Raw genomic sequence first — 22,855 nt, 5'->3', positions numbered from 1 at the left:
GGCGGCTCCGGCAGGCCCGTCAGCGACGGCCGGCGAGCGACTTCGCGGAGACCGGGAAGTCGAAGTAGGTGTCCGGGTAGGGCTCGGGCTTGTACGTGAAGTGCCACCACTCCTCGGGCAGGTTCACCAGGCCGACGTCCTCCAGGGTGTCCTTGAGCAGCATCCGGTTGGCGTGCTGGACGCCCTGGGTGCGGGGGTCGAGGGTGTGCGAGCGGGTGTCGAAGCAGTCGTAGCCGGTGCCCATGTCGACGGAGCTGTCGGGGAAGCGCTCGTCCTGCGGCGCGAAGCAGGACACCAGGGTCTGTCCGGGGTGGTAAGGGCGGGTGGGCTTCGCGGGAAGCCGCACGAGGGTGAGGTCCATGGTCGAGCCGCGGCTGTGGCCGGACTTCTCCGCGATGTAGCCGTCGTCGAACAGGCGGGTCTTGTCGACCTCCGGGTAGAACTCGGCCTTCATCTTCTGGTCGTCGAGGTCCTCGGCCCAGCGGACGAAGTGGTCGACGGCGCGCTGGGGCCGGTAGCAGTCGTACACCTTGAGGGAGTAGCCGTGGCGCAGCAGCCGGGTCTGGGCGCGGTGGAGGGCCTCGGCCGCGGGGCGGGTGAGGATGCACAGGGGCTGCCGGTAGCCGTCGACACGCTCGCCGACGAAGTTGTGCGCGGTGACGTAGCGCATCTCCTCGATGATCGTCGGGTCGACGCTGCGCAGCGCCACGAAGTCCTCCGGGGCCCTCGGTTCGGGCCGTGCCTGCGCGGTGGCGGGGACGGCCGTGACGGCGAGCACGGCGGCGAAGGCGGTGACCAGACCGCGGAGGGTGGTGGAGAGTCGTGTCATGTTCCCTGCATCTATCAGGGGTGGGGCGGGCGGGGGAAGGGGCCGGGCGCGTTCAGGTCGTGACGGCCCGGCGGCGGTCCGACGCCTGGGCCATCGCGTGCTGGACGACCCCGATGAGGACCTCCTTGACGGACTCCCGGTCGCGCGCGTCGCACATCACCAGGGGCACGTCCGCGTCGAGATCGAGCGCCTGGCGGACGGTTTCGGCCGGGTAGCGCGCCGATCCCTCGAAGCAGTTGACGCCGATCACGAACGGGATGGAGCGCCGCTCGAAGTAGTCGACGGCGGCGAAGCAGTCCTCCAGGCGCCGGGTGTCGGCCAGCACGACGGCGCCGAGGGCGCCCTCGGACAGCTCGTCCCACATGAACCAGAACCGCTCCTGGCCGGGTGTGCCGAAGAGGTACAGCACCAGGTCCTCGCGCAGGGTGATCCGGCCGAAGTCCATGGCCACGGTGGTGGTGTGCTTGCCCTCCACGCCGCTGACGTCGTCGACGGGCCGTCCGGCCTCGGTGAGCAGTTCCTCGGTGCGCAGCGGCCTGATCTCGCTGACCGCGCCGACGAGTGTGGTCTTGCCCACGCCGAAACCGCCGGCCACCAGGATCTTGAGCGTGACGGGCTCGACCGGCGGCTTGCCGCGCTGGGAACGCCCGAAGATCATCGGTCTCTTCTCCTTAACCTGCCGCCGCCCGACGTGCCCGGGGGGCGGCTCACAGTGCCCTCAAGCCGTTGATCACGTCGCGCAGGATGTTCTCGTCGGGCAGTTCCGCCGGGGGCACGGGCCGGTTCACGTGGACGAGTTCGCTGTCCACGAGGTCGCCGACCAGCACCCGCACCACTCCGACGGGAAGGTCGAGTTCGGCGGCGAGTTCGGCGACCGACTGCGGGGTCCCGCGGCACAGCCCGACGATGTCCACGTGCTCCGGGGAGAGGGTGACGTCCGCCTCCGCCCCGTCCGCGTGGGGTTCCGTGACGACCACCGCGATCAGGTCGAGGCGGTGCTGGGCCGCGCTGGTGGTGCGGCCGCGAGTCATGGCGTACGGACGGACGACGGGGCCGGCCTCGTCGTCGAACCAGTGGTTTGTTCCCTGACCGTCTGCGCTCATGTCATCCCACTTACCCGCCGGAGGACCCGTCGGTGCGCGGAGCGGTGCCCAGGTGCACACCGACCCGCTTGACCAGCAGGGTCATCTCGTAGGCGACCTGGCCGACGTCCGAGTCGGCGTCGGACAGCACGGCCAGGCAGCTCCCGTCGCCGGCGGCCGTGACGAAGAGGAAGGCCTCGTCGAGTTCGACGACCGTCTGCCGGACGCTGCCCGCCTCGAAGTGCCGGCCGACGCCCTTGGCGAGGCTGTGGAATCCGGACGCGACGGCTGCCAGGTGCTCGCTGTCCTCCCTGGTGAGGTCCTTGGACACGCCCGTCGCCAGCCCGTCGCCGGACAGGACGACGGCTTTGCGGATGCTCGCGACCCGGTCCACCAGGTCGTCGAGGAGCCAGTTCAGCTCCCCGGACCTGGTCGCGGTGTGGCCGGTCGTCTTCGGTACGGTCATCGACCGTCCCCCTTAGTCGTTCCTCGTGGTGCGGATGGTGCTGTGCCGCCGGGTGGGTGCTCGGTCGCGGCGTTCTCCTTGCGGCCGCGCTGCCAGCCTCGCTGGAGCGAGGCCATGCGGCTGCGCACCTCGTCGGCGTCGCGGTCGGCGGGGTCGGGGCCGTCCTCGGCGGGTGGTTCGGGGCTCTGCCGGAGCTGAGGGGCCAGGCTGGCCTGCCGTACGCGCCTGGGCAGCTCGCCGGGCTCGGCGTCGGCGGACGGAGTGCCCTCGCGCGCGCGGGGCGTGCCGCCGTCGCGGCCCTCGGCGCGGTCTCCCGTGCGGTCGCCGCGCCGGCGGGCGGGCAGGGCCGGGAGGTCGTCCGTCCGGGTTCCGGGTGCGGCGGGACGCTCGGTCCGGTCCGTGCCGGTGGCGGGCGGCTCGTCGGCGGTGTCCCGGGCGGGCCGCTCGGGGACCGGGCGCCCGTGCGAGCTGACCAGCTTGGGGGTTCGACGGCGCGGCAGCGCGACCGGTTCGTTCGCACCGCCCCCGTCCTCGGCCGGTTCCTCGCCGTGCCGGGGCTCGGGGCGTCGCCGGCCGGGCCGGCGGGCCTGGTCGTCGTCGGCCGCGGCCAGTGAGCGGCGCGGTCGGAACAGGCCGCCGCGTTCGCCGTCCTGGTCGTCGAGGACGCCCGGCAGGTCGAGGGCGTCGAGGTCGACGGGCGCCTCCAGTTCCACCGGTCCGTCCAGCATCGCGGCCGGCCGCTCGGGGAGCCGGGCGGGCACGTGGGAGAGCGCGGAACGACGGCTCTCCTCAGGCTCCTTCTTCTTGGCCGGCTGCGGGCGGTCGAGGCGGAAGCCGACGCCGTTGGTGTCCGGGGCGTCGTCGGTGAGCAGTGCGTCGGGGACGAAGACGACCGCGGTGGTGCCGCCGTACGGCGAGGGCTGCAGGGACACCCGGACGTTCTGGCGCTGGGCGAGCCGGCTGACGACGAACAGGCCGAGCCGGTCGGTGTCGGACAGCTCGAACTCGGGTGTCTCGGCCAGCCGGAGGTTGGCGTCGAGGAGGGCGTCGGCGGCCATGCCGAGGCCCCGGTCGTGGATCTCCAGGGTGAAGCCGTTGGCGACGCGCTCGCCGAGCACCTGGACCGCGGTGTGCGGCGGCGAGAACACCGTGGCGTTCTCCAGAAGTTCGGCCACCAGGTGGGTGAGGTCGGCGACCGCGGGGCCGGTGACGGCGACCCGCGGCAGCCTGCGCACCTCGATGCGCTCGTAGTCCTCGACCTCGGCGACGGCGGCCCGCACCACGTCCATGAGCTGGACGGGCTTGCGCCACTGCCGGGAGGGCGCGGCGCCGGAGAGGATGACCAGGCCCTCGGCGTGCCGGCGCATGCGGGTGGTCAGGTGGTCGAGGCGGAACAGGTCGGCGAGTTCCTCGGTGTCCTCGGTCCTGCGCTCCATGGTGTCGAGGAGGGTGAGCTGTTTGTGCAGGAGCACCTGGCTGCGGCGCGCGAGGTTGACGAAGACCTCGGAGACGCCCGCGCGGAGTTCGGCCTGCTTGACGGCGGCTTCCACGGCGGCCCGCTGGAGGGTGTTGAGGGCCTGGCCGACCTCGCCCATCTCGTTCTTGTCGTACTCCAGGCGCGGCACCTCCGTCTCGACGTCCACTTCCTCGCCCGCCGACAGGCGGCGCATCACGCTGGGCAGGCGGACGCCGGAGGCCTCGTGCGCCTCCTGACGCAGCTGCTTCAGGTCTCGGATGAGGGAACGGCCGACGCGCACGGACAGGAAGAGGGAGTACAGGAGGGCGATCAGGCCGAGCGCGCCGGCGATGACGACCTTGGCGATGGTGTTGGTGGCGACCGGGTCGACACGGTCCTGGTAGCGGTCGGCTGCGTTGTCGTCGAGTTCGCCGAGTTCCTTGAGGACGCTCCCGGCGGCGGTGTCCCAGCTCTGGGCGGTGACGCCGCGCGGCGTACCGGTGTCGGAGGAGACGGCGGCCTGCTCGGCGGCCCGGAGGGGGGCGGAGGACGCGTTCTTCCAGAACCGCTGGTACCGGCCGCGTTCGGTGGCGGGCAGCTGCGGCAGGTTGATGTCGTACATCACGGTGCGCTGTGCCACGAGGTCGGAGACGTCCCGTGTCTCCGTGCGCGTGAGCCGCCCGGTGACCAGGGCGGAGCCGAGGAGGGCGTCCTCGCGGGAGAGCAGTTCGCGGGCGCGGGCGATGTTGACGAGTGCGCGGTACTGCTTGTCCAGGCCCACGTCGTCGACGACGTCGAGGTTGGCGAGCAGGTCGTGGCAGGGGTCGACCAGGCGGTTGTAGAGGCCGAGGGCCTGCGCACGGTCGACGGTGCCGTCCTCGACGCTGCGGCGCAGGGAGCCGATGCCGTCGAAGGCGTCCAGTACGGCGGTGAGCCGTTCCTCCCCGGCCGGGCCGAGGTCGTCCCGTACGTCGGCGTCGGCGGCGTTGCGGCGGATCTCGGCGACGGCCTCGTCGGTGGCGGTGCGACTGCGCTGCAGGGCGGCGAGTCCGTCGGAGGCCCGCGGGTCGGCGAGGTGGACGAGGGTCTGGCGGCGTTCCTGCTGGAGGACGCGGACGGTGTCCTCGATCGGGTAGCCGATCTCCTCGACGACGGTCGAGACGCTGAACAGCTGCGCCGCCTCACGTCCCGTCAGTACCGTGGCGAAGGCCCAGATCGCGGTCAGGGACACCAGCGGCACGAGGAGCAGCGCCACGATCTTCCGGCGGATCGACTTCCCGCGAAAGCGCATGGCCTCCCCCAGCTCGGCCCCCACCGGTGGGGGTACACATGTGCGTCAACAAACGGCGCGAGCCTACTACCGACCCACAGGTAACTCGAAGACCCATCCGGAGGCCGAACTTCCGTACCCGGCGTCGGTGATGGTCAGTTGTCCGGTCATTGCGGGAGATTGCGTCCCCGGATTCGGGCGACGGCGGGGAGGCCTCCGCTCCGTCGTGGCAGGCGGATTGGCCGAATTTTTTCGACCGGGCAGGATCTCCGGGAATCCTGGGTACCCGTCGTTCGTCCTTCACTACGGGAAATGGAGGCGGATTCGGCAACAGGAGCCGCATCCTGCCCCCGGGTGGCGTAAAGCGGCGCAAGCCGGGCAGCCAGAGGGGAGCCGTGTCCTGGGACACGGGCGAGCTGTCTGCCGGCGGTGGGGAGTGACATGTCGATGGGCACGGCGGAGCGGCGCGAGGCGCCGGCGGACACGACTGCGGGTGAACGAGGGCCGGGGTATCGGCCGTTGTGGACCGAGGAGCCCGCGCGACGCCGACGGATGCCGGATCCGGTGCGTACGGCGGCCGTGCGCGCGGTGCTGGTCGTCGCCGTGACGCTGATACTGGCGATGGTGGCCTTCCTGTGCACGCTGGCGGAGTCCTGGCTGGCGTTCCCGATGGTGCTCGCGAGTGTCGCGGGCACGGTGGTGGCCACCTGGGGCGTGCTGGACGTGTGGGTGACCCGGCAGGTGTGGAACCAGCGGCACGGCGTGGTGTCGGTGCCGAGCAGCACCGCGCGGGCCATGCGCCGTGAACGTCGGCGGGCGCGACGGCAGGCCCGGGACGCCGAGCGGGGTCAGGAGCGGATAGGCCGGCGGGGCGGCGCGGGGCAGCTGTCGCATCCCCGAGCGGCCGGGTGACGGTCGCCCGGCCGCTCCTGGTTCCGCCGCTTCCTGACACCCCCTCAGTTCTCGTCGCGCAGCCGGGCGGCCAGTGACGTCAGCGGTTCGGTCTCCTCGGGGTGCCCCAGGTTGGTCAGGTGGGAGACGGCCGCGTCCAGGCGGGCGAGGGCGGGAGCGGGGCGTTTCAGATAGACGCCCTCCATGGCGGCCGCGAAGCGGACGCATTCGGCCCACTCGCCGACCCGGTCGTTGTCCGGACCCGGCTCACCGACCAGGGCGAGGGCCTTCTCCAGGGCGGTCAGGGCGTCCTCGTGGGCGCCGGCGTAGGCGTGGACCCTCCCGTACTCGTAGGCCAGCGCGGAGTCCAGGGGACGCCCGTGGGCCTGGTACCCGGCGGCGCGGGCCCCGTCGGCGACCCGGCCCGCGTCGGCGAGGAAGGCGAGCGCGTCGGCCAGGCCGTCGGAACCCTGCCGTTGGGCCTGGAGGCGGGCCAGTTCGCGCAGGCAGTTGCTCAGCGCCTCGTGGCGGGGGTCGCGGGCGTGAGCGGCCAGCGCCTGGTCGGCCGCCTCGCGGGCCCGGCCGAACTCACCGGCCTCGGCGAGGAGTACGGCGGTCTCCGAGGCGATCATGGCGTGGCTTCCCGGGTCGTCGTCCCAGTCGGCCGACTCGGCCGCGAGGGCGAGGAACTCGGCCGTGGCCGCCTTGAGGTCCTCCCCCGCGTGCAGTGCCCGGGCGCGGGTCAGGCGCAGTTGGGCGACCAGCCGGTCGTCCGGCTCTCCGGCGGCGACGTCCGGTTCGGCCAGCAAGGAGTCGAGCAGTGCGATGCAGTCCTCGACGCGGCCGAGGTCCAGGCTCAGCGTGGCGGCGTTGCTGTAGGCGCAGTACGCGTCGAAGCGGTCGCCGCGCCTCAGGTTCAGCTCCGCGGAGCGGGTCAGGTGCCGCAGCGCCTCGTCGGGACGGCCCAGGTGCATGCAGGCCTCGGCGAGGTCGCCGTGGAGGCGGGCGGTGTCGACGGCGTCGGCCGGCCAGTCGGCGGCCAGGCGCAGCGCCTCGCCCAGGTCGGCGTGGGCGGCCTGCGCGTCCTGGAGCCCGAGCCTGAGCCGGGCGCGCAGGCTCAGCGCCCGGGGCAGGTGCCAGGCGGGACCGTGGGCCTTCAGCCGGTCCAGGAGCGCGTCGGTCTCGGCGAGGGCGGCGGGCAGGTCGCCGGCGATGGCGTAGGTGCTGGCCCGCAGCATCAGGGCACCGGCGATCTGTCCGAGGATGTCGTGCCGGGTGGCGAAGGCGTGCAGCAACTCGACCTCGTCGAGGACCGCGGTGACGTGTCCGTCGCTCCCGGAGGTCTGCAGGCGCAGGCCCAGCGCGGTGGCCCGGAGCCGCAGCAGGCGGGCCTCCTGGTACGGGGCCAGGCCGGGCGTCTCCTCGTACAGGCGGACCATGGCCGCGTGGGCGGCGGTCAGCGCGGCGATCTTGGCCGGGCTGGCGTCGGCGCCGTCGACCGGGGGCTGGACCGGGGCCGCGGACACGGTCCCGGGCGGGGCGGGCTCCCCGGCGGGCGCAGCCGCGACACCCTCGGCGGACGGCGGAGCGGGCGCATGCGCCGGTGGTGCGGCGGCGGTCTCCCCGGTGGGCGCGGAGGGCCGGGGCGGGACCTCGGCGGTGGCGAGGAGGGCGTGGGCGCGGGCGAGTGCCGCGTGGGCCGGCGCTTTGGCGTCGTCGTACAGGTCCGCGGCCTCCTCGTAGAGGGCGGCCGCCTCGGTGAAGTCGTCCTTCTCGCCCAGCCGGCTCGCCTCTTCGGCCAGCAGATCGGCGCGCAGCCGCTCGAGCGGGCCCACGGCGGGGTCGTCGGGGTGCGTGTAGTCACGGGCGGTGACCCGGGTGCGCAGCTCCGCCCAGCAGGACCGCGCGTCCGGGTGGCCCTGTTCGTCCAGCTCCCGTGCCCGGGCGACGAGTTCGGGCAGCGATTCGGGGACGGCGGGGGCGGTACGGGCGGCGGTAGGGGCGACCGGGTCGGCCGGGGTCACGTCGTCGAGGTGGCGGGTGCGCAGGGTCAGTTCCAGCGACTGGAGGAGCGGGGCCCGCTCGAGGCGGGCCGCGCGGCGCTCCGTGTGGGTCGTGGTGCCGTTGCGGGCGTCGAAGCGGGCGGCGAGATCGGCGGCGCGGCCGCGCACCTCGGCGCGCAGCCCGGCCACCGTCCAGGTGCGGCCCGGGTAGCCGGCGGCGGGCAGTTCGCCGTGGCCGAGCTGTTCCACGCGCTGGAGGAGGACCTCGACGCCGGTGAGGAAGTCGAGGAGTTCCAGCGGCGAGTCGACCTCGTCGAACAGGGCGCGGTTCTCGGCTAGCAGTTCGAGACCGCGGGCTTCGTTGCCGGTCAGCGCGCAGAACTCCAGATGCCGGCCGACCTCGCCGGACATCGAGGGGTTGCGGCGGCAGCCGCGGTATCCGGCGAGGTGCAGCTCCCGCGCCCGGTCGGTGTGGCCGGTGCGCAGCAGGGGCAGCAGGGCGTAGGCCATGGAGCGGGCGGGTTCCTCCTGGCACGACTCCTTGCCGGCCAGGACGGGTTCCCAGGTGCGCAGCGCCCGCTCGTCGTCGCCCGAGGCGAGGTGGTACAGGGCGCGTTCGCAGATCTCGCAGGCCTCGCAGTCGCTGAGCCGGGTGCGGGTGCGGCCCGCCCACAGCTCGTAGGCGAGGTCCGCGTCCTCGCCGATGTGGGCGGCGAGCCGGTAGGCCTGCCCGTAGTAGGGCTGGAGGCCGTACCCGGCCTTCTCGTACCGGTCGCGCATCTCGGTCAGCCACTGGCGCAGGCTGGCCAGCGGTATCTCCGGCAGCGCACGCAGGGCGGCCGCCACCCACTTGAACCGCCAGAACACCAGGTGGCGCAGGTTCTCGTCGAAGACGTCGGGCTGCTCGTCGAAGAGGGTGAGCAGCCGGGCGAAGGTCACGGGCGACTTACGGGGCTCGGAGCCGTACGTGTACGCCTCCTGGAGTTCGAGCAGCGCCCGGACGAGCGGCAGGGGCTCCTCGAACTGTTCGGCGGCGTCGACGAGTTCCTCGGCGGTGACGGTGCGCGTACGGCCGTAGGGGCGCCGCTGGTTGGCCTGGAGCGCCTCGTACAGCTCGTCGACGGTCTGGAGTGTGGTCGGCATCGTCAGTTGTCCTTGCGGAGGGCGTGGGCGAGGAGGTCGAGGAAGGAGCGGTTGATGAGGCTCGACTCGGCGGGCCTGAGCGGGCGCCGGGACAGCAGTGCCGCCTGTCCGTAGAGGGCTTCGGCGCTGGTGCGGGCCAGTTCGGGCTCGTCGATGGCGACGGCGGTGCGGACCAGCGGGTTGAGCTGGTTGAGGATGAGCTGGGCGCGCGGGGCCTCCTGGCGAAGGGCGCCGAGGATGTCGCCCCACAGGCCGCCCTCCTGCTCGCGGGCGAGCTGGGAGCGGGTGCGCTCGTGCCGGGCCTCTCGGCTGTCGACGAGGAGGGCGGGGGCGGAGGCGGGCTGGAAGGTGCGCAGCGCGACGTCGCAGTCGAAGACGGCCAGGGCGTCGCGGGCCCGGGCGAGATAGGCCGCCGCCGCGAGTTCCGTCTCCCGGTCGACCGGGTCGAGGTGGGCGGTGAGGGTCGCCGGGTCGAGGTCGGCGACGCTGGTCTCCGGCCTGATCTCGGGCAGCCGGTGGACCAGTTCGCGGTCGTAGGTGTAGCCGCCGTTGACGACGCCGAGCCCCGCGGCCGAGGCGATCGCGGCGACCTGCCGGAACTCCTCCACGCTCGACGTCACGAGCACGGTGCGGTGGGTGCGGGCGAACTCGTCGAGGGTGGTGTGCCCGTCGGTGGTCTCGAACGGCAGCCAGGGCAGCAGCATCCGCAGGATCTCGTCGTCGTGGACGGCGAGCGACTTCACGGCCAGGTGGTGGGCGTGGAGGAAGCGGGCGAGCAGGTCGGGGTCGCTGGCGGCGGCGCGGGCGATCCAGGCGCGCAGCCGCTCGGCGAGGGCGTCGCGGACCGCGGCGAGGGTGTCGTCCTCGTACAGGGACTCGCGGGAGGCCGTCGGGCGCAGGCTCTCGGCGTCGACGACGCAGCGGACGAAGAACGCCCACTCGGGCAGGATCTCCTCGGCCTGTTCGGACAGCAGCATGCCCTTGACGTGCACACGATGGCCGTGGCGCCGTCCGGCCGGTACCGCCTGCGGCAGCACGCAGGCGAGGCCTTTCAGGCCCACGGCCGGCAGGTCCAGCTCGATGGTGTCCAGCGGCGTGAACCCGAAGACCTCCTCGCCGTACGCGGCCAGGGCGCGGGAGCGGGCTCCCGGGGTGGGGTACGCGCGGGACCAGGGTGCGGGCTCGGGGTTCACGGGGGCGCCCCCACCGCCCGTGCCGTCGTCGAAGGTCACGGGGTGCCGCAGCAGGGATCCGAAGTGCCGGGCCAGCTCCTGCACCCGCGCCGGCCGGGTCCACTCGCCGGCGTCGGCGCGGGGCGTCAGGGTGACGGTGGTGCCGGGTCGGGGCCGGGCGGAGGCGCGCAGGGTGCGGATGGTGTAGCTGCCGTCGCCGCGTCCGCGCCACTCCACCGCGGGTGCGTCGGGGGTGCGGGCGGAGCGGCTCACGACGTGGATCTCGTCCGCGACCAGGAAGCAGGAGAGCAGTCCGATGCCGAACTGGCCGATGAAGTCGCCGCGTTGTTCCGCGACCTGCTCGGCGCGCTTGCTGCTGCGCCCGATGGTGGCGAGGAAGCTGTGCACGTCGGCCTCGGTGAGGCCGACGCCGTCGTCCTCGACCCGGACGACCGAGCCGTCGGCGTACAGCCGGATGCCGTAGGCGCCCGCCGGGGCGGCCGGTTCGAGACCGTGCCGGGCGGTCAGCGCGTCCACCGCGTTCTGCAGGAGTTCGCGCAGGTAGACGCGGGGGCTGGAGTAGAGGTGGTGGGAGAGGAGGTCGACGAGGCCGCGCAGATCCACCTGGAAGGTGCGGTCGGCGCCGGCGGGGTTCGAAGGAGCGTCGGGCAGGGTCATCGGGCAGTCCCGGGGTGGCGTGGCGGAGGATTGAAGGGCGCGAGGAGAGCGCGAGGGGCGCCGGGGTGGGCGTGCCGGAGGCCGGAGTGCGGCCCGGCCGGATCGGCGTCGCGGCGGCCGGAGTACGACCCGACCGGCTCACGCGTTGCGGCGGCCGGAATACGGCTCGGGCGGTTCAGGCGTGGCGGCGGAAGCGGGCGTAGGCCTTCTCGGGCTGTGCCATGTAGCGCCAGGGCCACGGCGTGCAGGCGCCACCCAGCTCGTGGAAGACCCGTGGGGCGACGACGCTCTCCGAGGCCAGCGACAGGGCCATGGCGAACATGTTGAAGTCCTGCTGCCAGCCCGGGCGCCGCTCATAGGCGGGGTGGAGGATGCTGTGCCGTGCCGCGTCCCGCAGCTCCTTCTGGATGTACGGCAGGTCCAGGCAGCTCGGGCTCTCCGACTCCACCCAGTCCTCGATGTGGGCCATGGCCACCACACAGCCGAGGCGGTGCCCTTCGGGCGCGCGGGTGAACGCCTCGCGGGCGTACCTCATCGCCTCTCCCGGTTCGCCTCCCCAACGGGGCTGGAGCTGGGACACCCGCTCGACATGGGTCTCCAGGTCCAGCGGGTCGCGGCGCAGCGCGGCCTCGTACCGGGTGTGTTCGACGTCATCCGGCAGCGACATGCCGCGGGCGGAGGTGAGCAGGCGGCACCAGGGGGTGATCCAGTCCGGCCGAAGCTCGGCGGCGAGCAGCAGTTGTTCCTCGGCGATCTCGAGCCGCTCGTGGAAGACGCGCCACTGCTCCTGGGTGACGTTCACGGCGCGATCGGCGGTCCGTGCCTCCCAGCCCCAGGCGATGTGGCGTGCCCCGGATATCAGCAGCGCGGTCGCCCGGTGCTCGGCGTCCTGGCCGACGGCCCGGCCGATCCAGTCCTGGACGCCGTCCCGCTCGGCCAGTTCGCCGAGGACCTGGTGGTCACGGCCGAGGTCGAACGGGCTCAGCGCCGCCTTCAGCCCGTCCCAGTCCCCCGCGTCGGCCGCTTCCACCAGCGCCAGCACCCGCGTGTCGCCGAGGGCGCGGAGCATGTACGTCCCGTTCCTGCGCCCGGGCAGGACGGGCAGGGCGTGCGGATCCGCCGCCGGTCTCTCCCCCGCCCTGCCGAACAGCTTGCCGAACATGTCGCGCCCTCCCCAGGTGCCGCTTGATCAACTGGAGCAGCATAAGGGGAAGCTCTGACATCGCCTCCACTTCATTTCCACACCGGCTTCACGTCCTGCGCGGTCGGGCAGCGGCAGGCTGCGGCAGGCGTGGATCGTGGTTACCCGGGCGACTGTGCGGGGCGCTTGAACATGCGGGTCGCCGTGATCTCGCTGTGCACCGCCTCGCCCTCCCCCTCGGCGGCGGGGGCGGACTGGGGCAGACCGGGCCGCAGGTGTTCCTCGACGCTGATGTACTTCAGGCCCGCCCTGAGGTCGGCGTCGTTGCGCAGCCGGATGACCAGCGGGAACTCGGCCAGCGCGGTCGTGTCGAACAGGCCGGTGGTGTACAGGAGCTGGACGCCGAGCGCGTCGGACACGGCCCGCTGGAGCTCCAGCAGGTAGGTGGCGTTGGCGCGGCCGATGGGATTGTCGAGGAACAACGTCCCCGCATGACGGTGCCGGTCGCGGCCGCGGTCGTTGCTGCGCAGCGCGGCCATCGTGCAGTACAGGGCGATGGCGGCGGTGAGCAGCTGGCCGCCGGAGAAGACGTCTCCCATCTGGCCGACGGGGACGCGCTCGGCGCGCAGCACGGCGTCGGGCTTGAGGATCTCGACGGCGACGCCCTTGGGCTGCAGGGCGGCGGCGACGCCCCGCAGCAGCAGTGACATGCCGTCGCGGCGCAGGTCGGAGTTCTTCTTCACGGCGGCGCGGGTGGCCTCGTCGACGACCTCGCCGAGCCGCTCGGTGAGGGTGGCCTGGTCGGGTTCCTCGAAGCGGATGCGCAGGAACTCCTGCCCGGACCACTCGCCGAGGCCCTCCGGCAGCCGGGACAGACGCTGGGCGGAGCGGAGCGTGGCGAGAGCGGACTCGACCAGGCCGCGCAGCCGGTCCACGATCGAGTCGCGGTTGCGCTCCAGCTGGGACAGTTCGTCGGTGAGGACGCGCAGCCGGGGCGCGAAGGCGTCCGCCCACTTGGCGGCGTGTTCGGGCAGCGCGGCGGCGGGCAGTTCGCGGATCTGCTGACGGGCGGGGGTGCGGACCTGCTCGTAGCGGGTGGAGTTGGCGTGCCGGACGAGGACGTCGCTCGCCTCGCGTACGGCGGCCTCGGCGGCGGACAGGTCGGCGGCGCAGCCGCGCAGCGAACGGCGGGCCTCGGCGGCGGCCCTGCGGGCCTCCTCCAGGTCGCCGGCATAGGGCTCGGGCTCCTCCGGCTCCTCCTCGGGCGCGTGGTCGCGCAGCAGGTCGCGGAGCATGGCGGCGATCTCGTCGAAGCCGCTCGCCGCGTCCTCGGCGGCGCGGTGCGCGTCGAGCAGTTCGGCGTGGGCCTCACGGGCCTGGGCCAGCGCCTCGGTACGGGAGGCGAGTTCGGCGGTCGCCGTGCGCAGCAGGGTCTGGGCGTGCTCGGTGTCGCGGGGCCGGAGTTCCTCGGGCAGGTCGGTGTGGGTCTCGCCGTCCTCGGGCGCGTGCCGTTCGGCCTCGCCGCGCAGCCGGCCGAGCTGTTCGCTCGCGCTGGACATGCGGGTCTCCAGGAGCTGCACCAGTTCCTCGGCGCGGGCGGCGGCGGCCTGCCGGGAGGGCCCGTCGGAGCCGTCGGGCGACTCCAGGAGCTGTCCGGCACGGGTACGGACCTTGTTGCTGAGCCGGTCCAGATCCGCACGGGCGGCGCTCTCGTCGCTCTCGGCACGGGCCTGCTCGGCGCGCAGGTCGGCGCCGACGCCGACCTTCTCGTACACCTGGGAGGCGGCGCGATAGGCCTCGCGGAGGTCCGGCAGGGACGCCTTCGCCTTCTGCGCCTCGGCCCCGTCCCCGGGGGTCTCGTCCGGTACGTCGTCGGGGGCGCCGGCGATCTCGGAGCGCTCGGCGCGCAGGGCGCGGGCGGTGCGGCGGGCGTCGTCGGCGGCGCGCTGGGCGGCGCGCCGGTCCTCGTCGGCGGCGCGGGCCCGCTCCAGGCAGGCCTGGGCGCGGGCCTCGGCCTCGGCGCCCTCGTCGGCGAGCTCACGGACCCTGGCCTGCCAGCCGGCGCGTTCGCGCAGCCGGAAGGCGAGGCCGGCGAGGGCGTCGGCGGCACGGCGGGCCTTCTGCGCGGCCTCCTGCCGCTCGTCCCGAAGGTGGACGGCCTCGGCGGCGCTCTCGTCGGCCTCGGCGCGCAGGGTGCGGGCCTCGGTCAGCTCGGCCTCGGTCTCCTCGGCGAAGGCGCGGGCCTCCTCGGCGGTGCGGGCCAGCTCCGCAAGGCGTCCGGCGGGGCAGCCGGTGCGCCAGGAGGCGAGCCGGGCCGCCAGCTCACGGTCCTTGCCGAGGCGGGCCGCGAACGCGCGGATCTCCTCGTCCCGCTCGCCGGCCCGGGCGCGCAGCGCGTGCCGCTCCTCGTCGGCGGCGTGCTCGTCGTGCATGGCCGGGTTCGGCGGCACGAGGAAGACGTCCCCGGTGCCGGACTCGGGGGCCGGGGTCGGGCCGAGGAGGGCGGCGGCCGTGCCGACGGCTACGGCGGAGCGCGGCAGCAGGGCCGCGTCGCCGAGCACCTCGCGGGCGCGGATGTGCGAGTCCGGGTCGGTGATGATCACGCCGTCGACCAGCTCGGGCCGGGCGGCCAGGACGCGCGCGTGGTCGGCGGGGTCGACGGCCTGGGCGAGATAGCGCCAGCCGGGCAGGGCGGGGATGCCGTGCTCGCCGAGGAACTCGACCGTGGCCAGCACGTCGGGGCCGGGCGGCAGGAGCCCGCCGTCGCCGAGCGCGCCAAGGATGCGGGAGTCGTCGGCGGCGGCGGTGCGCAGCTCGAACAGCTGGCGCTCGGCGGAGGTGACGGTGTCGTCGAGCAGTTCGCGCAGTTCGTCGGCGAAGCGGTCGAGTTCCTCGGGGGTCAGCGCGCCGTCGGATCCGCGCGGGGCGGGGGCCCGGTCGTCCCGGTCCGTGTCCCGGCGGGGCTCGGGGATGCCGGGGCGGGACTCGGCGGCGAGGCCGAGCAGCTGCGCGAGCCGTTCCTCCGCGGCCAGCGTCTCGGCGGTGCGCCGTTCGGCCTCGTGGGCGCGCTCGGCCGCGGTGGCCGCGTCCGCCGCGCGGGCCGCGGTCAGTTCGGCGCGGCTCTCCGCGGCGGCGGCCTCACGGGCGCGCTCGGTGGCCCGGCGGGCCGCCTCACGGGCGGTGTCCCAGGCGGCGACGGTCGTCTTCTCCGCGTCGCTGGCCGCGAGAGCGGCGCGGGCCGGATCGGCGTCGGGCGTGCTGTCGTCCAGCCAGCCGGCCCGGACGGCCTCGGCGGTCTCCTGCTCCACCTCGGTGAGGCGCTGGCGCAGATGTCCGGCCTCGCTGCGGGCGCGCTGGGCCTCGGTGGCGGCGGTGGTGGAGTCCCGGTGGGCGGCGTCGCTGACCTCCTGGAGGGCGGCGGACCTCGCCTCCTCCTCGTTGGCGTGGTGCTCGGCCTTGCCGGCCGCCGCGTGCAGGGCGCGGACGAGGTCGACGGCGGCCCTGGTACGGGCGGCGAGGGCCGGGGCCGCGTCCCGCTCGGCCTCCTGGATGGCGGCGGACACGCGGGTGACGCGGTCGGCGGCGGCCCGGTGGCGCAGCACGGCCTCGGCGGCCTGCCAGGCGGAGTGCAGGGTGCGGGCGTCGGCCAGTTCGCGCTTCTGCGCGGCGGCGGCCTTCTCGGCGCCGGAGAGGGCGAGCGACGCGTGCCGGTAGGCGAGTTCGGCGGCGACGAGACCGCTGCGGTCCCGGGCGGACTCGGCGTGGGTGACGGCGTACGCGGCGGCCGTGACCCGCTGGGCGAGGTCCCCCGCCCGGACCCGCTCACGGGCACCGCGGGCGGAGAGCCGACGGGCCAGGTTCCTGGTGCGGCGTTCGGCGGCGGTGTGGATGTCGCGGGCGCGGGCGCGCGCCTCGGCGGCCTCGACGATCCGGCCGAGGAGGTCGACGGACCCGGCGGTGAAGTCGCGTTCGGCGATCAGCTCGGCGCGCCGGCCCAGCTTGTTGCCGAAGCCGCCGACCAGGTCGGCGAGGCCGTCGGTGTCGCGGGTGTCGGTGACGGCCCGCAGCAGCAGGTCGGTGAAGTCGGAGTCCTTCTTGACCGCGAAGAGGCCGGCGGCCTCGCCCTCGTCGGCGTTCATCTCGCGCTGGTAGCGGAAGAGTTCTGGGTCGAGTCCGAGGTCGCCGAGGTGCTCGATCCAGCGGTCGTGGATCTCCTCCCAGTGCACCTCCAGGTGCGGGTAGGCCTTGCCGGCCTCGGTGAGCGCGTCGCGGAAGCCCTTCATGGTGCGCCGCCTGCCCTGCGCGCCTGAGGCGCCCTCGACGGGCGGGCGTACGGCGGTGGCCTCGGCGACCGGCAGGTTGTCCAGGGTCAGTCCGGGGCCGGGCCGGAAGGAGTACCAGGCTTCGGCGAACTTCCGCGGGTCTCCCGAGACCTGCCGTCCGCGCCACTCGCTGACCTTGCCGACGACGACGCACTCGCCGGTCTGCACGTGCTGCCACTCCAGCGCCACGTGTCCGCAGTCGTCGGCGAGCAGGAACTTGCGCAGCACGCCGGAGCTGGCACCGCCCAGGGTGTTGCGGTGGCCCGGCAGCATCACCGAGAAGATCAGCTTGAGGAGTACGGACTTGCCGCCGCCGTTCTCCAGGAAGAGCACGCCGGCGGGTGCGGGCCGGCGCGGCGGGCCGACCGGCTCCTCCTCGAAGAACTCCGCCTGCGTGGGCGCGGGGTCGGGCACGGGCTCGCCCACACCGCGCAGGTCAAGCACGGTGTCGGCATAGCGCGCACCGGCGGGTCCGATGGAGTAGAGACGGACCCGGGACAGCTCGTACATGGCGGACTCTCGTAAGTCTTCGGGAAGTCGGGGACGTTCGGTTTCGGGGTGCGGGAACGGGCGTCAGGAGGAGTGGAAGGGCAGCCCTGCGTCGGCCACGAGCTCCAGGTCGTCCGTCTCGTCGGCGGGCAGCAACGTCGCCGTGCCGTCGGTGACGGGGACGATGCCGAGCTCCAGCAGCTCGGCCATGGCGGCGCTGCCCGCCATGTCGCGCACCTGGAGCTGGTAGCGGGCCGTCGTGCGGTAGGTGCCGCCGTGGTCGTCGCCGGTGCGCTGGAGGAAGCCGGACTCGGTGAGGAAGGCGGCGGCCTTGCCGACGATGCCGGTGGTGGAGCCCGGGAGTCTGCGCGCGTCCTTGGTGGCGCCGGTGGCACTGCGCCTGACCCAGATCCGCCAGGCGGCCTCCAGGCCCGGGGCGTCGGTGGCCGGGTCGGTGTTCTCGCCCTGCTGCTCCGCCCGCTCCTCGAGCCTGCGGCAGGCCTGGCGGACGAACGCGTCCACGCCGTTGACCGTGACGCGGCCGATGTAGCCGTCGTCGGCGAGGTCTTCGGGGCGCGGGTAGGCCATGGCCGCGACGGCGAGGTGGGCGAGGCCGTGCAGGAAGCGGTCGCCGGAGTCGGTGGCGGCGCGGCGCGCGTAGTCGCCCATGCGGACGGCGAACACCGAGTCCTCGGCGGCGGTGACGGCCATCCCGGCGCGCGGGGACACCTCCAGGACCACCAGTCCCAAGCCTGCCGCCACGGCGTCGGCGAGCCGCGCGAAGGGCGGGTCCTCGCGGTAGCGGCGCAGCAGGTCGGCGTACTCCTGGTCGCGGGCGGGCAGCAGCTTGGGCTGGAGGCCGAAGGCGACGAGCCGCGCCGCGTCGGCGGCGTCGGCGGGCGTGACGGCCGCGGTGGCCGGTGCGGCACCCGCCTCCGGTTCGCTCCGGTCGACGTGCTCGGTCACGGTCGGCACTCCTCGCTGTGCTGCCGCTCTGTGCCTCGGTACCGGGCCAGGCGGTGGGTGGGACGGTGGTCGGGGCGGTGTGGGCCGGTCATGCCGCCTCCGTGCGGTCTGCGGCCATGCCGGCCGCGTCCAGCAGCGCCGTGCCGACGACGAGGTCGGCGCCGCCGAACTCGGGGTCGTCCAGCTCGGTGCCGTCGTCCACGGCGAACAACAGCTTCGGCTCGCCCTGGCGGTAGGCGGTGCCGACCGGTGGACTGGCCGCGTGGACGGCGAGCAGGGCGACGAGGTACGGCAGCTCCGGGTCCCGGCCGCGGGCGTCCGCCAGCAGCCCCGAGAGCCGGCGCGGGGCGTCGTGCGGCAGGTCGAGCAGCTCCATGGCGGCGGCGAGCTGCTCCTCGCTGAACCGGCTGTCGTCCGGCGTGGCGATCAGGTCGGGCTCCGGCATCTCGGCGCCCAGGTGCTCCCGCTCCACCGGCGGGGTGAGCAGTATGTCGACGAGGTCGCCGACCCGGACCGAGACGGGCGTGCGCAGGCCGGTGCCGCGGGCGAAGAAGGCGTCGGTGACACGCAGCGCGCTCTCCACGGGCAACGGCAGCACGGGCGCGACGAGGTGGCCGTACAGGTCGAGGCCGGAGGTCGTCAGGGGGGTGGCGAAGGCCTGCCGGTCCTGTTCGGCGCGGAAGAGCGGGCCGGCCTCCAGGAGGCGGGACTGGAGCTGAGTGTGGCGGCGGATGCAGTCCTTGACGATGTCGACCAGCTCGGCGGCGCGGCGCTTGTGCTCGGCGTCCTCGGTCTCGTCGCGGGCCTTGCGGATGTTGGTGAGGATCGCGTTCTCGTGGCGGTACCGGTCGGCGACATGGTCGAGGGCCTCGGCGATCATGTCGGGGACGGCGCTGAGCCAGTCCACCGCGCGGACGTTGCGCCGGGTGGCGTCCAGGGCCTTGCGCAGGGTCTCGGAGTACTGCACGGTGCGGTACCGGGCCTGTTCGGCGGCGAGCTGGGCGTCGGCGAGGCGACCGCGGCTGATCAGCACCTCGAGTTTGACCTCGGCGGCGATCTGGGCGCTGGTGACGTCGGTGTCCAGGGCGCCGACGAGGACGTTGACCGCCTCGTCCGTGGTGCGCAGGTAGACGGTGCCACCCGGTCCCGGGACCTCTTCGAGCAGCTTGAAGTCGTAGTCGCGGCGGACGTAGGTGCCGTCGGGTCCGAAGGTGCCGTACACGGCGCGGAAGCCGCGGTCGACGCTGCCGACGTTGATCAGGTTCTCCAGGACCCAGCGGGCCGTCCGCTCGTGCTCGGCGGCGGGGCGGTGGGGGGCCTGGGCGGCGACGCGCGGGATCAGCCTGGCCACTATCTGGTCGTGGTCGGCGCCGGTGTCGAAGTCCATGTTCAGCGTGACGAGGTCGATGGCGGCGAGGGCGATCTCCGCCATGCCGTAGACCGAGTACTCGCCGGCCAGATTGGCCTTGCGTGCGTCGAGGTCGTGCAGCGGCGCCGTGCAGGCGAGCGCGCGCAGCCGCCGCGCCAGCCCCTCGTCGGCGGCCGGGCCCGGGGCGGGGCGCGGCCCCGCGCTGAGCTGGGGCGGAACGCTGTCCGTCGGTGCAGGCGAAGTCACGGTGCACAGACTAGGTCCTCGGTCTGACATCGACCCAAACGACGCAGACGGCCCCCTTGCCGGCGGGGCCGGGCCCACCCGCGCCCCTGCCCTACGCGTCGTCCCCGACCCGCCGCAGGTAGACCTCCACGACCCGCTCGAGCGAGTTGTCGAGGTAGACCGCGAGCAGTCGCGCCGCCGTCTCCCGCTCGCCGGCCTGCAGGGTGTCGAGGAGCTCCGCGTTCCGGGCGATGTACGGCTCGTGCAGACGCCGCGGGTCGTCCACGACGTGGAAGGCGAGGCGCAGTTCGGCGAAGACGCTGCGCATCAGTTCGTCGGTGCGTTCGCTGCCGGCGAGGGCGACCAGCTCCCGGTGGAAGTGGATGTTGGCCGTACCCACACCTTTCCAGTCACCTTCACGGGCCGACCGGCGCCCCTCCTCGACGGCCTCGGCGAGCCCGTCCAGCGGATACGGCGGCTCCCCCAGACCGCGGACCACGGCGCACTCGACGAGGGAGCGGGTGCGGTAGATGTCCTCGACGTCCTCGACCGTCAGGACCCGGACGAAGACGCCCCGGTTCAGCTCGTGGACCAGCAGGCGTTCGTGCGTGAGTAGGCGGAACGACTCGCGCAGGGTGTTGCGGGAGACGCCGAGGGCGCCGCCGATGCTGTCCTCCGACAGCCGGGTTCCGGGCGGGAAGTAGCCCTCGGCCACCCGGCTCCTGAGGATGTCCGAGACCCGCTCGGCGGTGCTGGTCCGCCCGAGGAGGGCACGGTCGTCGGCCAGCCCGGTCAACTGCTCTGCCATGCCCGGAATTCAATCGCAGATGTCAGAACGAAACAACAGGGGTATTGAGGGATCGTTGAACGATCCTCTACGGTGCCCCCCAGTACCGCTCGACACACCGCTCGACCAGCACCCTCCGTCCTCCCCTTGCGAGGTGCACCATGAGCACACCCCCTCCACCCCAGGCACCGCCCACCGGCACCCGTCCTCCCGGCACGGCCGAACGCGCCTTCGACGACGGCCCGTTCGGCTGGCTGCGCACCCTCGGACCGCGGGGCCGCCGCGCCTTCGGCGGGGCGTTCGGCGGTTACGCCCTCGATTCGTACGACTACTTCACGCTGCCGCTGACCATGGTCGCGCTGGCCGCGTACTTCGGTCTGGACAGCGGCCAGACCGGACTGCTGACGACGGTCACCCTGGTGGTCTCCGCGGTCGGCGGCGCGCTCGCGGGTGTGCTGGCGGACCGCGCCGGCCGGGTCAGGGCGCTGCTGATCACCGTGATCACCTACGCCGTGTTCACGGTCGCCTGCGGCTTCGCGCCCAACTACGAGACGCTGCTCGTCTTCCGCGCCCTCCAGGGCCTCGGCTTCGGCGGCGAGTGGGCGGTCGGCGCCGTCCTGGTCGCCGAGTACGCGAGCGCCAGGCACCGGGGGCGCACGCTCGGCGCGGTGCAGAGCTCCTGGGCCGTCGGCTGGGCGCTCGCGGTGGTCGTGTACACGCTGGTGTTCTCGCTGGCCGGGGACGACCTGGCCTGGCGGATCATGTTCTGGACCGGCGCCCTGCCCGCCCTTCTCGTGGTGTGGGTGCGACGCAGCGTCCACGACGCGCCCAGGGCCGCCGAGGCGCGCGGGAAGGGTGCGGGAAGGGGTTCGTTCCCGGCGATCTTCAAGCCGGGCACGGCGGACTCACCGGGCCTGTTGCGCGTCACGCTCTTCGCGAGCCTGCTCTCCACCGGGGTCCAGGGCGGCTACTACACCCTCGCCACCTGGGTGCCGACGTATCTGAAGGACGAGCGCGACCTGTCGGTCGTCGGCACCGGCGGCTACCTGACGTTCCTCATCTCGGGTGCCTTCATCGGCTACCTCACCGGCGGCCACCTGACCGACGTGCTGGGCCGCAGGCGCAACATCTGGCTCTTCGCGCTGCTGTCGGCGGTCTGCATCCTGGCGTACGCCAACATTCCCAGCGGCGCCAACACCCTGCTCCTGGTGCTGGGTTTTCCGCTCGGCTTCTGCATGTCGGCCATCTTCAGCGGGTTCGGTTCGTATCTCAGCGAGCTGTATCCGACGGCGGTGCGGGGCGCGGGCCAGGGCTTCACGTACAACACCGGGCGCGCCGTGGGTGCCGTGTTCCCCACCACGGTCGGCTTCCTCGCCGACAGCTGGGGCGTGGGCGGCGCCCTGGTGTTCGGCGCCATCGGCTACGGCATCGCGGCGCTGGCACTGCTGGGGCTGCCGGAGACGCGCGGAAGGGAACTGGCATGAACCACCCGCACCCTGCGACCGGGGACCGGCCGCTCGCCCTCGTCGACGAGCACGCGCACGCGTGGAGCCCGAGAACGGCCCGCGCCCGCTTCCGGGAGGGCCTCAGCGGCCCCACGGCCGGGGTCGCCGCCGGCCGCACCCAGGCCAACCTCGTCTCGGTGCCCGCCGACTGGGCGTACGACATGCTGCTGTTCTGCACCCGCAACCCACAGCCGTGCCCGGTGCTGGACGTCACGGATGCCGGGACCTGGACCACCCTGCTCGCCGACGGCGCGGACCTGCGCACCGATCTGCCGCGCTACCGGGTGTGGCGGGACGGCACGCTGGCGGACGAGCCGACGGACGTGCGCGCGTACTGGCAAGACGACCTGGTGACGTTCCTGATCGGCTGCAGCTTCACCTTCGAGTGGGCGCTGGCCGCGGCCGGCGTCCCGGTCCGCCACGTCGAGCAGGGCCGCAACGTCCCGATGTACGTCACCACGCGCCCGTGCCGTCCGGCCGGGCGGCTGCGCGGGCCGATGGTGGTGTCGATGCGTCCCGTGCCGCCCGCGCACCTGTCGGCGGCGATCCGCGAGAGCGGCCTGCTCCCGGCGGTGCACGGCAGCCCCGTGCACTGTGCGGACCCGTCGGCGCTCGGCATCGAGGACCTGGACCGGCCCGACTTCGGCGACACCGTGGAGCGCGAGCCGGACGACATCCCCGTGTTCTGGGCCTGCGGGGTGACTCCGCAGGCGGCGGTCATGGCCTCGCGGCCGCCCTTCGCGCTCACCCACACACCGGGGCAGATGTTCCTCACCGACGCCCGTGACGAGCAGTACCGCGTGGGCTGATCCCGGCTGCCGGGACGCGTCGCCGTGGCGCCCGCGGCCGGTTCACACCGGAGGCGGTACGGCGTCCGCCCGGTGCCCTGTGAGGGCACGGCGCCGGGGACACCGGTGCGCTCCCCGCTCCGTGACGGCGGACGGCGGTACGGCGGGCGACGGGCGACGGGCCGCCGACACCCCGGGGCCGCTCTGCCGACGCCCGGGCCACCTGCCCGACGCCCGGGCCACCTGCCCGGCGACCGTGCGTCGGCGGCGCAC

15 protein-coding genes are annotated in these 22,855 nt (G+C 73.9%); 3 read left to right on the top strand and 12 right to left on the bottom strand.

The window, feature by feature from the left end; translation table 11 throughout:
* Positions 1-19 precede the first annotated feature (19 nt).
* Genes AB0P07_RS08705 through AB0P07_RS08685 form a run of 5 tightly spaced genes read right to left on the bottom strand, consistent with a single transcriptional unit; the run spans position 20 to position 5,124 of the window.
* Positions 20-829, bottom strand: a complete 810-nt coding sequence (locus AB0P07_RS08705) for a M15 family metallopeptidase (RefSeq protein ID WP_365547018.1) — start codon at positions 827-829, stop codon at positions 20-22.
* 52 nt (positions 830-881) lie between these two features.
* Positions 882-1,487: an ATP/GTP-binding protein gene (locus AB0P07_RS08700; RefSeq protein WP_365547015.1), complete on the bottom strand. Its 606-nt coding sequence runs from the start codon at positions 1,485-1,487 to the stop codon at positions 882-884.
* 49 nt (positions 1,488-1,536) lie between these two features.
* A complete protein-coding gene (locus tag AB0P07_RS08695) occupies positions 1,537-1,932 on the bottom strand; it encodes a DUF742 domain-containing protein (RefSeq protein WP_365547014.1) in 396 nt (131 codons plus the stop codon).
* A gap of 10 nt (positions 1,933-1,942) precedes the next feature.
* Positions 1,943-2,377 carry a roadblock/LC7 domain-containing protein gene (locus tag AB0P07_RS08690; RefSeq protein WP_365547011.1) on the bottom strand — a complete coding sequence of 145 codons (435 nt, stop codon included), beginning with the start codon at positions 2,375-2,377 and terminating at the stop codon, positions 1,943-1,945.
* On the bottom strand, positions 2,374-5,124 hold the full coding sequence (locus tag AB0P07_RS08685) for a nitrate- and nitrite sensing domain-containing protein (RefSeq protein ID WP_365547008.1): 2,751 nt from the start codon (positions 5,122-5,124) through the stop codon (positions 2,374-2,376). The genes AB0P07_RS08690 and AB0P07_RS08685 overlap by 4 nt, the downstream gene beginning before the upstream one ends.
* Before the next feature lie 420 nt (positions 5,125-5,544).
* Here AB0P07_RS08685 and AB0P07_RS08680 point away from each other — a divergent pair, with 420 nt between their 5' ends.
* Positions 5,545-6,015, top strand: a complete 471-nt coding sequence (locus AB0P07_RS08680) for a hypothetical protein (RefSeq protein ID WP_365547005.1) — start codon at positions 5,545-5,547, stop codon at positions 6,013-6,015.
* A gap of 44 nt (positions 6,016-6,059) precedes the next feature.
* On the opposite strand, the gene AB0P07_RS08675 is transcribed toward AB0P07_RS08680, so the two are convergent.
* The 7 genes from AB0P07_RS08675 to AB0P07_RS08645 all read right to left on the bottom strand — a co-directional run bounded on the left by AB0P07_RS08675 (position 6,060) and on the right by AB0P07_RS08645 (position 20,310).
* A complete protein-coding gene (locus AB0P07_RS08675; protein WP_365547002.1) occupies positions 6,060-9,140 on the bottom strand; it encodes a hypothetical protein in 3,081 nt (1,026 codons plus the stop codon).
* Positions 9,141-9,142: 2 nt separating this feature from the next.
* A complete protein-coding gene (locus AB0P07_RS08670; protein ID WP_365546999.1) occupies positions 9,143-10,990 on the bottom strand; it encodes an HSP90 family protein in 1,848 nt (615 codons plus the stop codon).
* Between the two features lie 175 nt (positions 10,991-11,165).
* The gene (locus AB0P07_RS08665; protein ID WP_365546997.1) at positions 11,166-12,152 is read right to left on the bottom strand and encodes a hypothetical protein; all 987 of its coding nucleotides are present in this window, start codon (positions 12,150-12,152) and stop codon (positions 11,166-11,168) included.
* Between the two features lie 140 nt (positions 12,153-12,292).
* Positions 12,293-16,963 (bottom strand): hypothetical protein, encoded by a 4,671-nt coding sequence (locus AB0P07_RS08660; protein ID WP_365546994.1) that lies wholly within the window; start codon positions 16,961-16,963, stop codon positions 12,293-12,295.
* 63 nt (positions 16,964-17,026) lie between these two features.
* Complete coding sequence (locus tag AB0P07_RS08655; protein WP_365546991.1) at positions 17,027-17,908, bottom strand: hypothetical protein; 882 nt, start codon at positions 17,906-17,908, stop codon at positions 17,027-17,029.
* A gap of 88 nt (positions 17,909-17,996) precedes the next feature.
* Positions 17,997-19,523: a hypothetical protein gene (locus AB0P07_RS08650; protein ID WP_365546988.1), complete on the bottom strand. Its 1,527-nt coding sequence runs from the start codon at positions 19,521-19,523 to the stop codon at positions 17,997-17,999.
* 91 nt (positions 19,524-19,614) lie between these two features.
* Entirely contained in the window at positions 19,615-20,310 is a 696-nt protein-coding gene (locus tag AB0P07_RS08645) for a GntR family transcriptional regulator (protein WP_365546985.1), read from the bottom strand.
* A gap of 140 nt (positions 20,311-20,450) precedes the next feature.
* Between AB0P07_RS08645 and AB0P07_RS08640 the strand changes: the two genes are divergently transcribed.
* Both AB0P07_RS08640 and AB0P07_RS08635 read left to right on the top strand, forming a co-directional pair.
* On the top strand, positions 20,451-21,773 hold the full coding sequence (locus AB0P07_RS08640; protein WP_365546982.1) for an MFS transporter: 1,323 nt from the start codon (positions 20,451-20,453) through the stop codon (positions 21,771-21,773).
* A complete protein-coding gene (locus tag AB0P07_RS08635; RefSeq protein WP_365546979.1) occupies positions 21,770-22,603 on the top strand; it encodes a putative hydro-lyase in 834 nt (277 codons plus the stop codon). Before AB0P07_RS08640 ends, AB0P07_RS08635 begins: the two co-directional genes overlap by 4 nt.
* Positions 22,604-22,855 lie beyond the last annotated feature (252 nt).

The sequence above is a fragment of the Streptomyces sp. NPDC085944 genome (genome assembly GCF_040686295.1).
Taxonomy (GTDB): domain Bacteria; phylum Actinomycetota; class Actinomycetes; order Streptomycetales; family Streptomycetaceae; genus Streptomyces; species Streptomyces salinarius.
The sequence above is the reverse complement of the archived record's forward strand: the minus strand, read 5'-3'. Positions and strand labels throughout refer to the sequence as shown.

Bases quoted from the DNA above. Each gene is read 5' to 3' on its own strand.
- AB0P07_RS08705 (WP_365547018.1), bottom strand. From the start codon at position 829: ATGACACGACTCTCCACCACCCTCCGCGGTCTGGTCACCGCCTTCGCC.
- AB0P07_RS08700 (WP_365547015.1), bottom strand. From the start codon at position 1,487: ATGATCTTCGGGCGTTCCCAGCGCGGCAAGCCGCCGGTCGAGCCCGTC.
- AB0P07_RS08695 (WP_365547014.1), bottom strand. From the start codon at position 1,932: ATGAGCGCAGACGGTCAGGGAACAAACCACTGGTTCGACGACGAGGCC.
- AB0P07_RS08690 (WP_365547011.1), bottom strand. From the start codon at position 2,377: ATGACCGTACCGAAGACGACCGGCCACACCGCGACCAGGTCCGGGGAG.
- AB0P07_RS08685 (WP_365547008.1), bottom strand. From the start codon at position 5,124: ATGCGCTTTCGCGGGAAGTCGATCCGCCGGAAGATCGTGGCGCTGCTC.
- AB0P07_RS08680 (WP_365547005.1), top strand. From the start codon at position 5,545: ATGTCGATGGGCACGGCGGAGCGGCGCGAGGCGCCGGCGGACACGACT.
- AB0P07_RS08675 (WP_365547002.1), bottom strand. From the start codon at position 9,140: ATGCCGACCACACTCCAGACCGTCGACGAGCTGTACGAGGCGCTCCAG.
- AB0P07_RS08670 (WP_365546999.1), bottom strand. From the start codon at position 10,990: ATGACCCTGCCCGACGCTCCTTCGAACCCCGCCGGCGCCGACCGCACC.
- AB0P07_RS08665 (WP_365546997.1), bottom strand. From the start codon at position 12,152: ATGTTCGGCAAGCTGTTCGGCAGGGCGGGGGAGAGACCGGCGGCGGAT.
- AB0P07_RS08660 (WP_365546994.1), bottom strand. From the start codon at position 16,963: ATGTACGAGCTGTCCCGGGTCCGTCTCTACTCCATCGGACCCGCCGGT.
- AB0P07_RS08645 (WP_365546985.1), bottom strand. From the start codon at position 20,310: ATGGCAGAGCAGTTGACCGGGCTGGCCGACGACCGTGCCCTCCTCGGG.
- AB0P07_RS08640 (WP_365546982.1), top strand. From the start codon at position 20,451: ATGAGCACACCCCCTCCACCCCAGGCACCGCCCACCGGCACCCGTCCT.
- AB0P07_RS08635 (WP_365546979.1), top strand. From the start codon at position 21,770: ATGAACCACCCGCACCCTGCGACCGGGGACCGGCCGCTCGCCCTCGTC.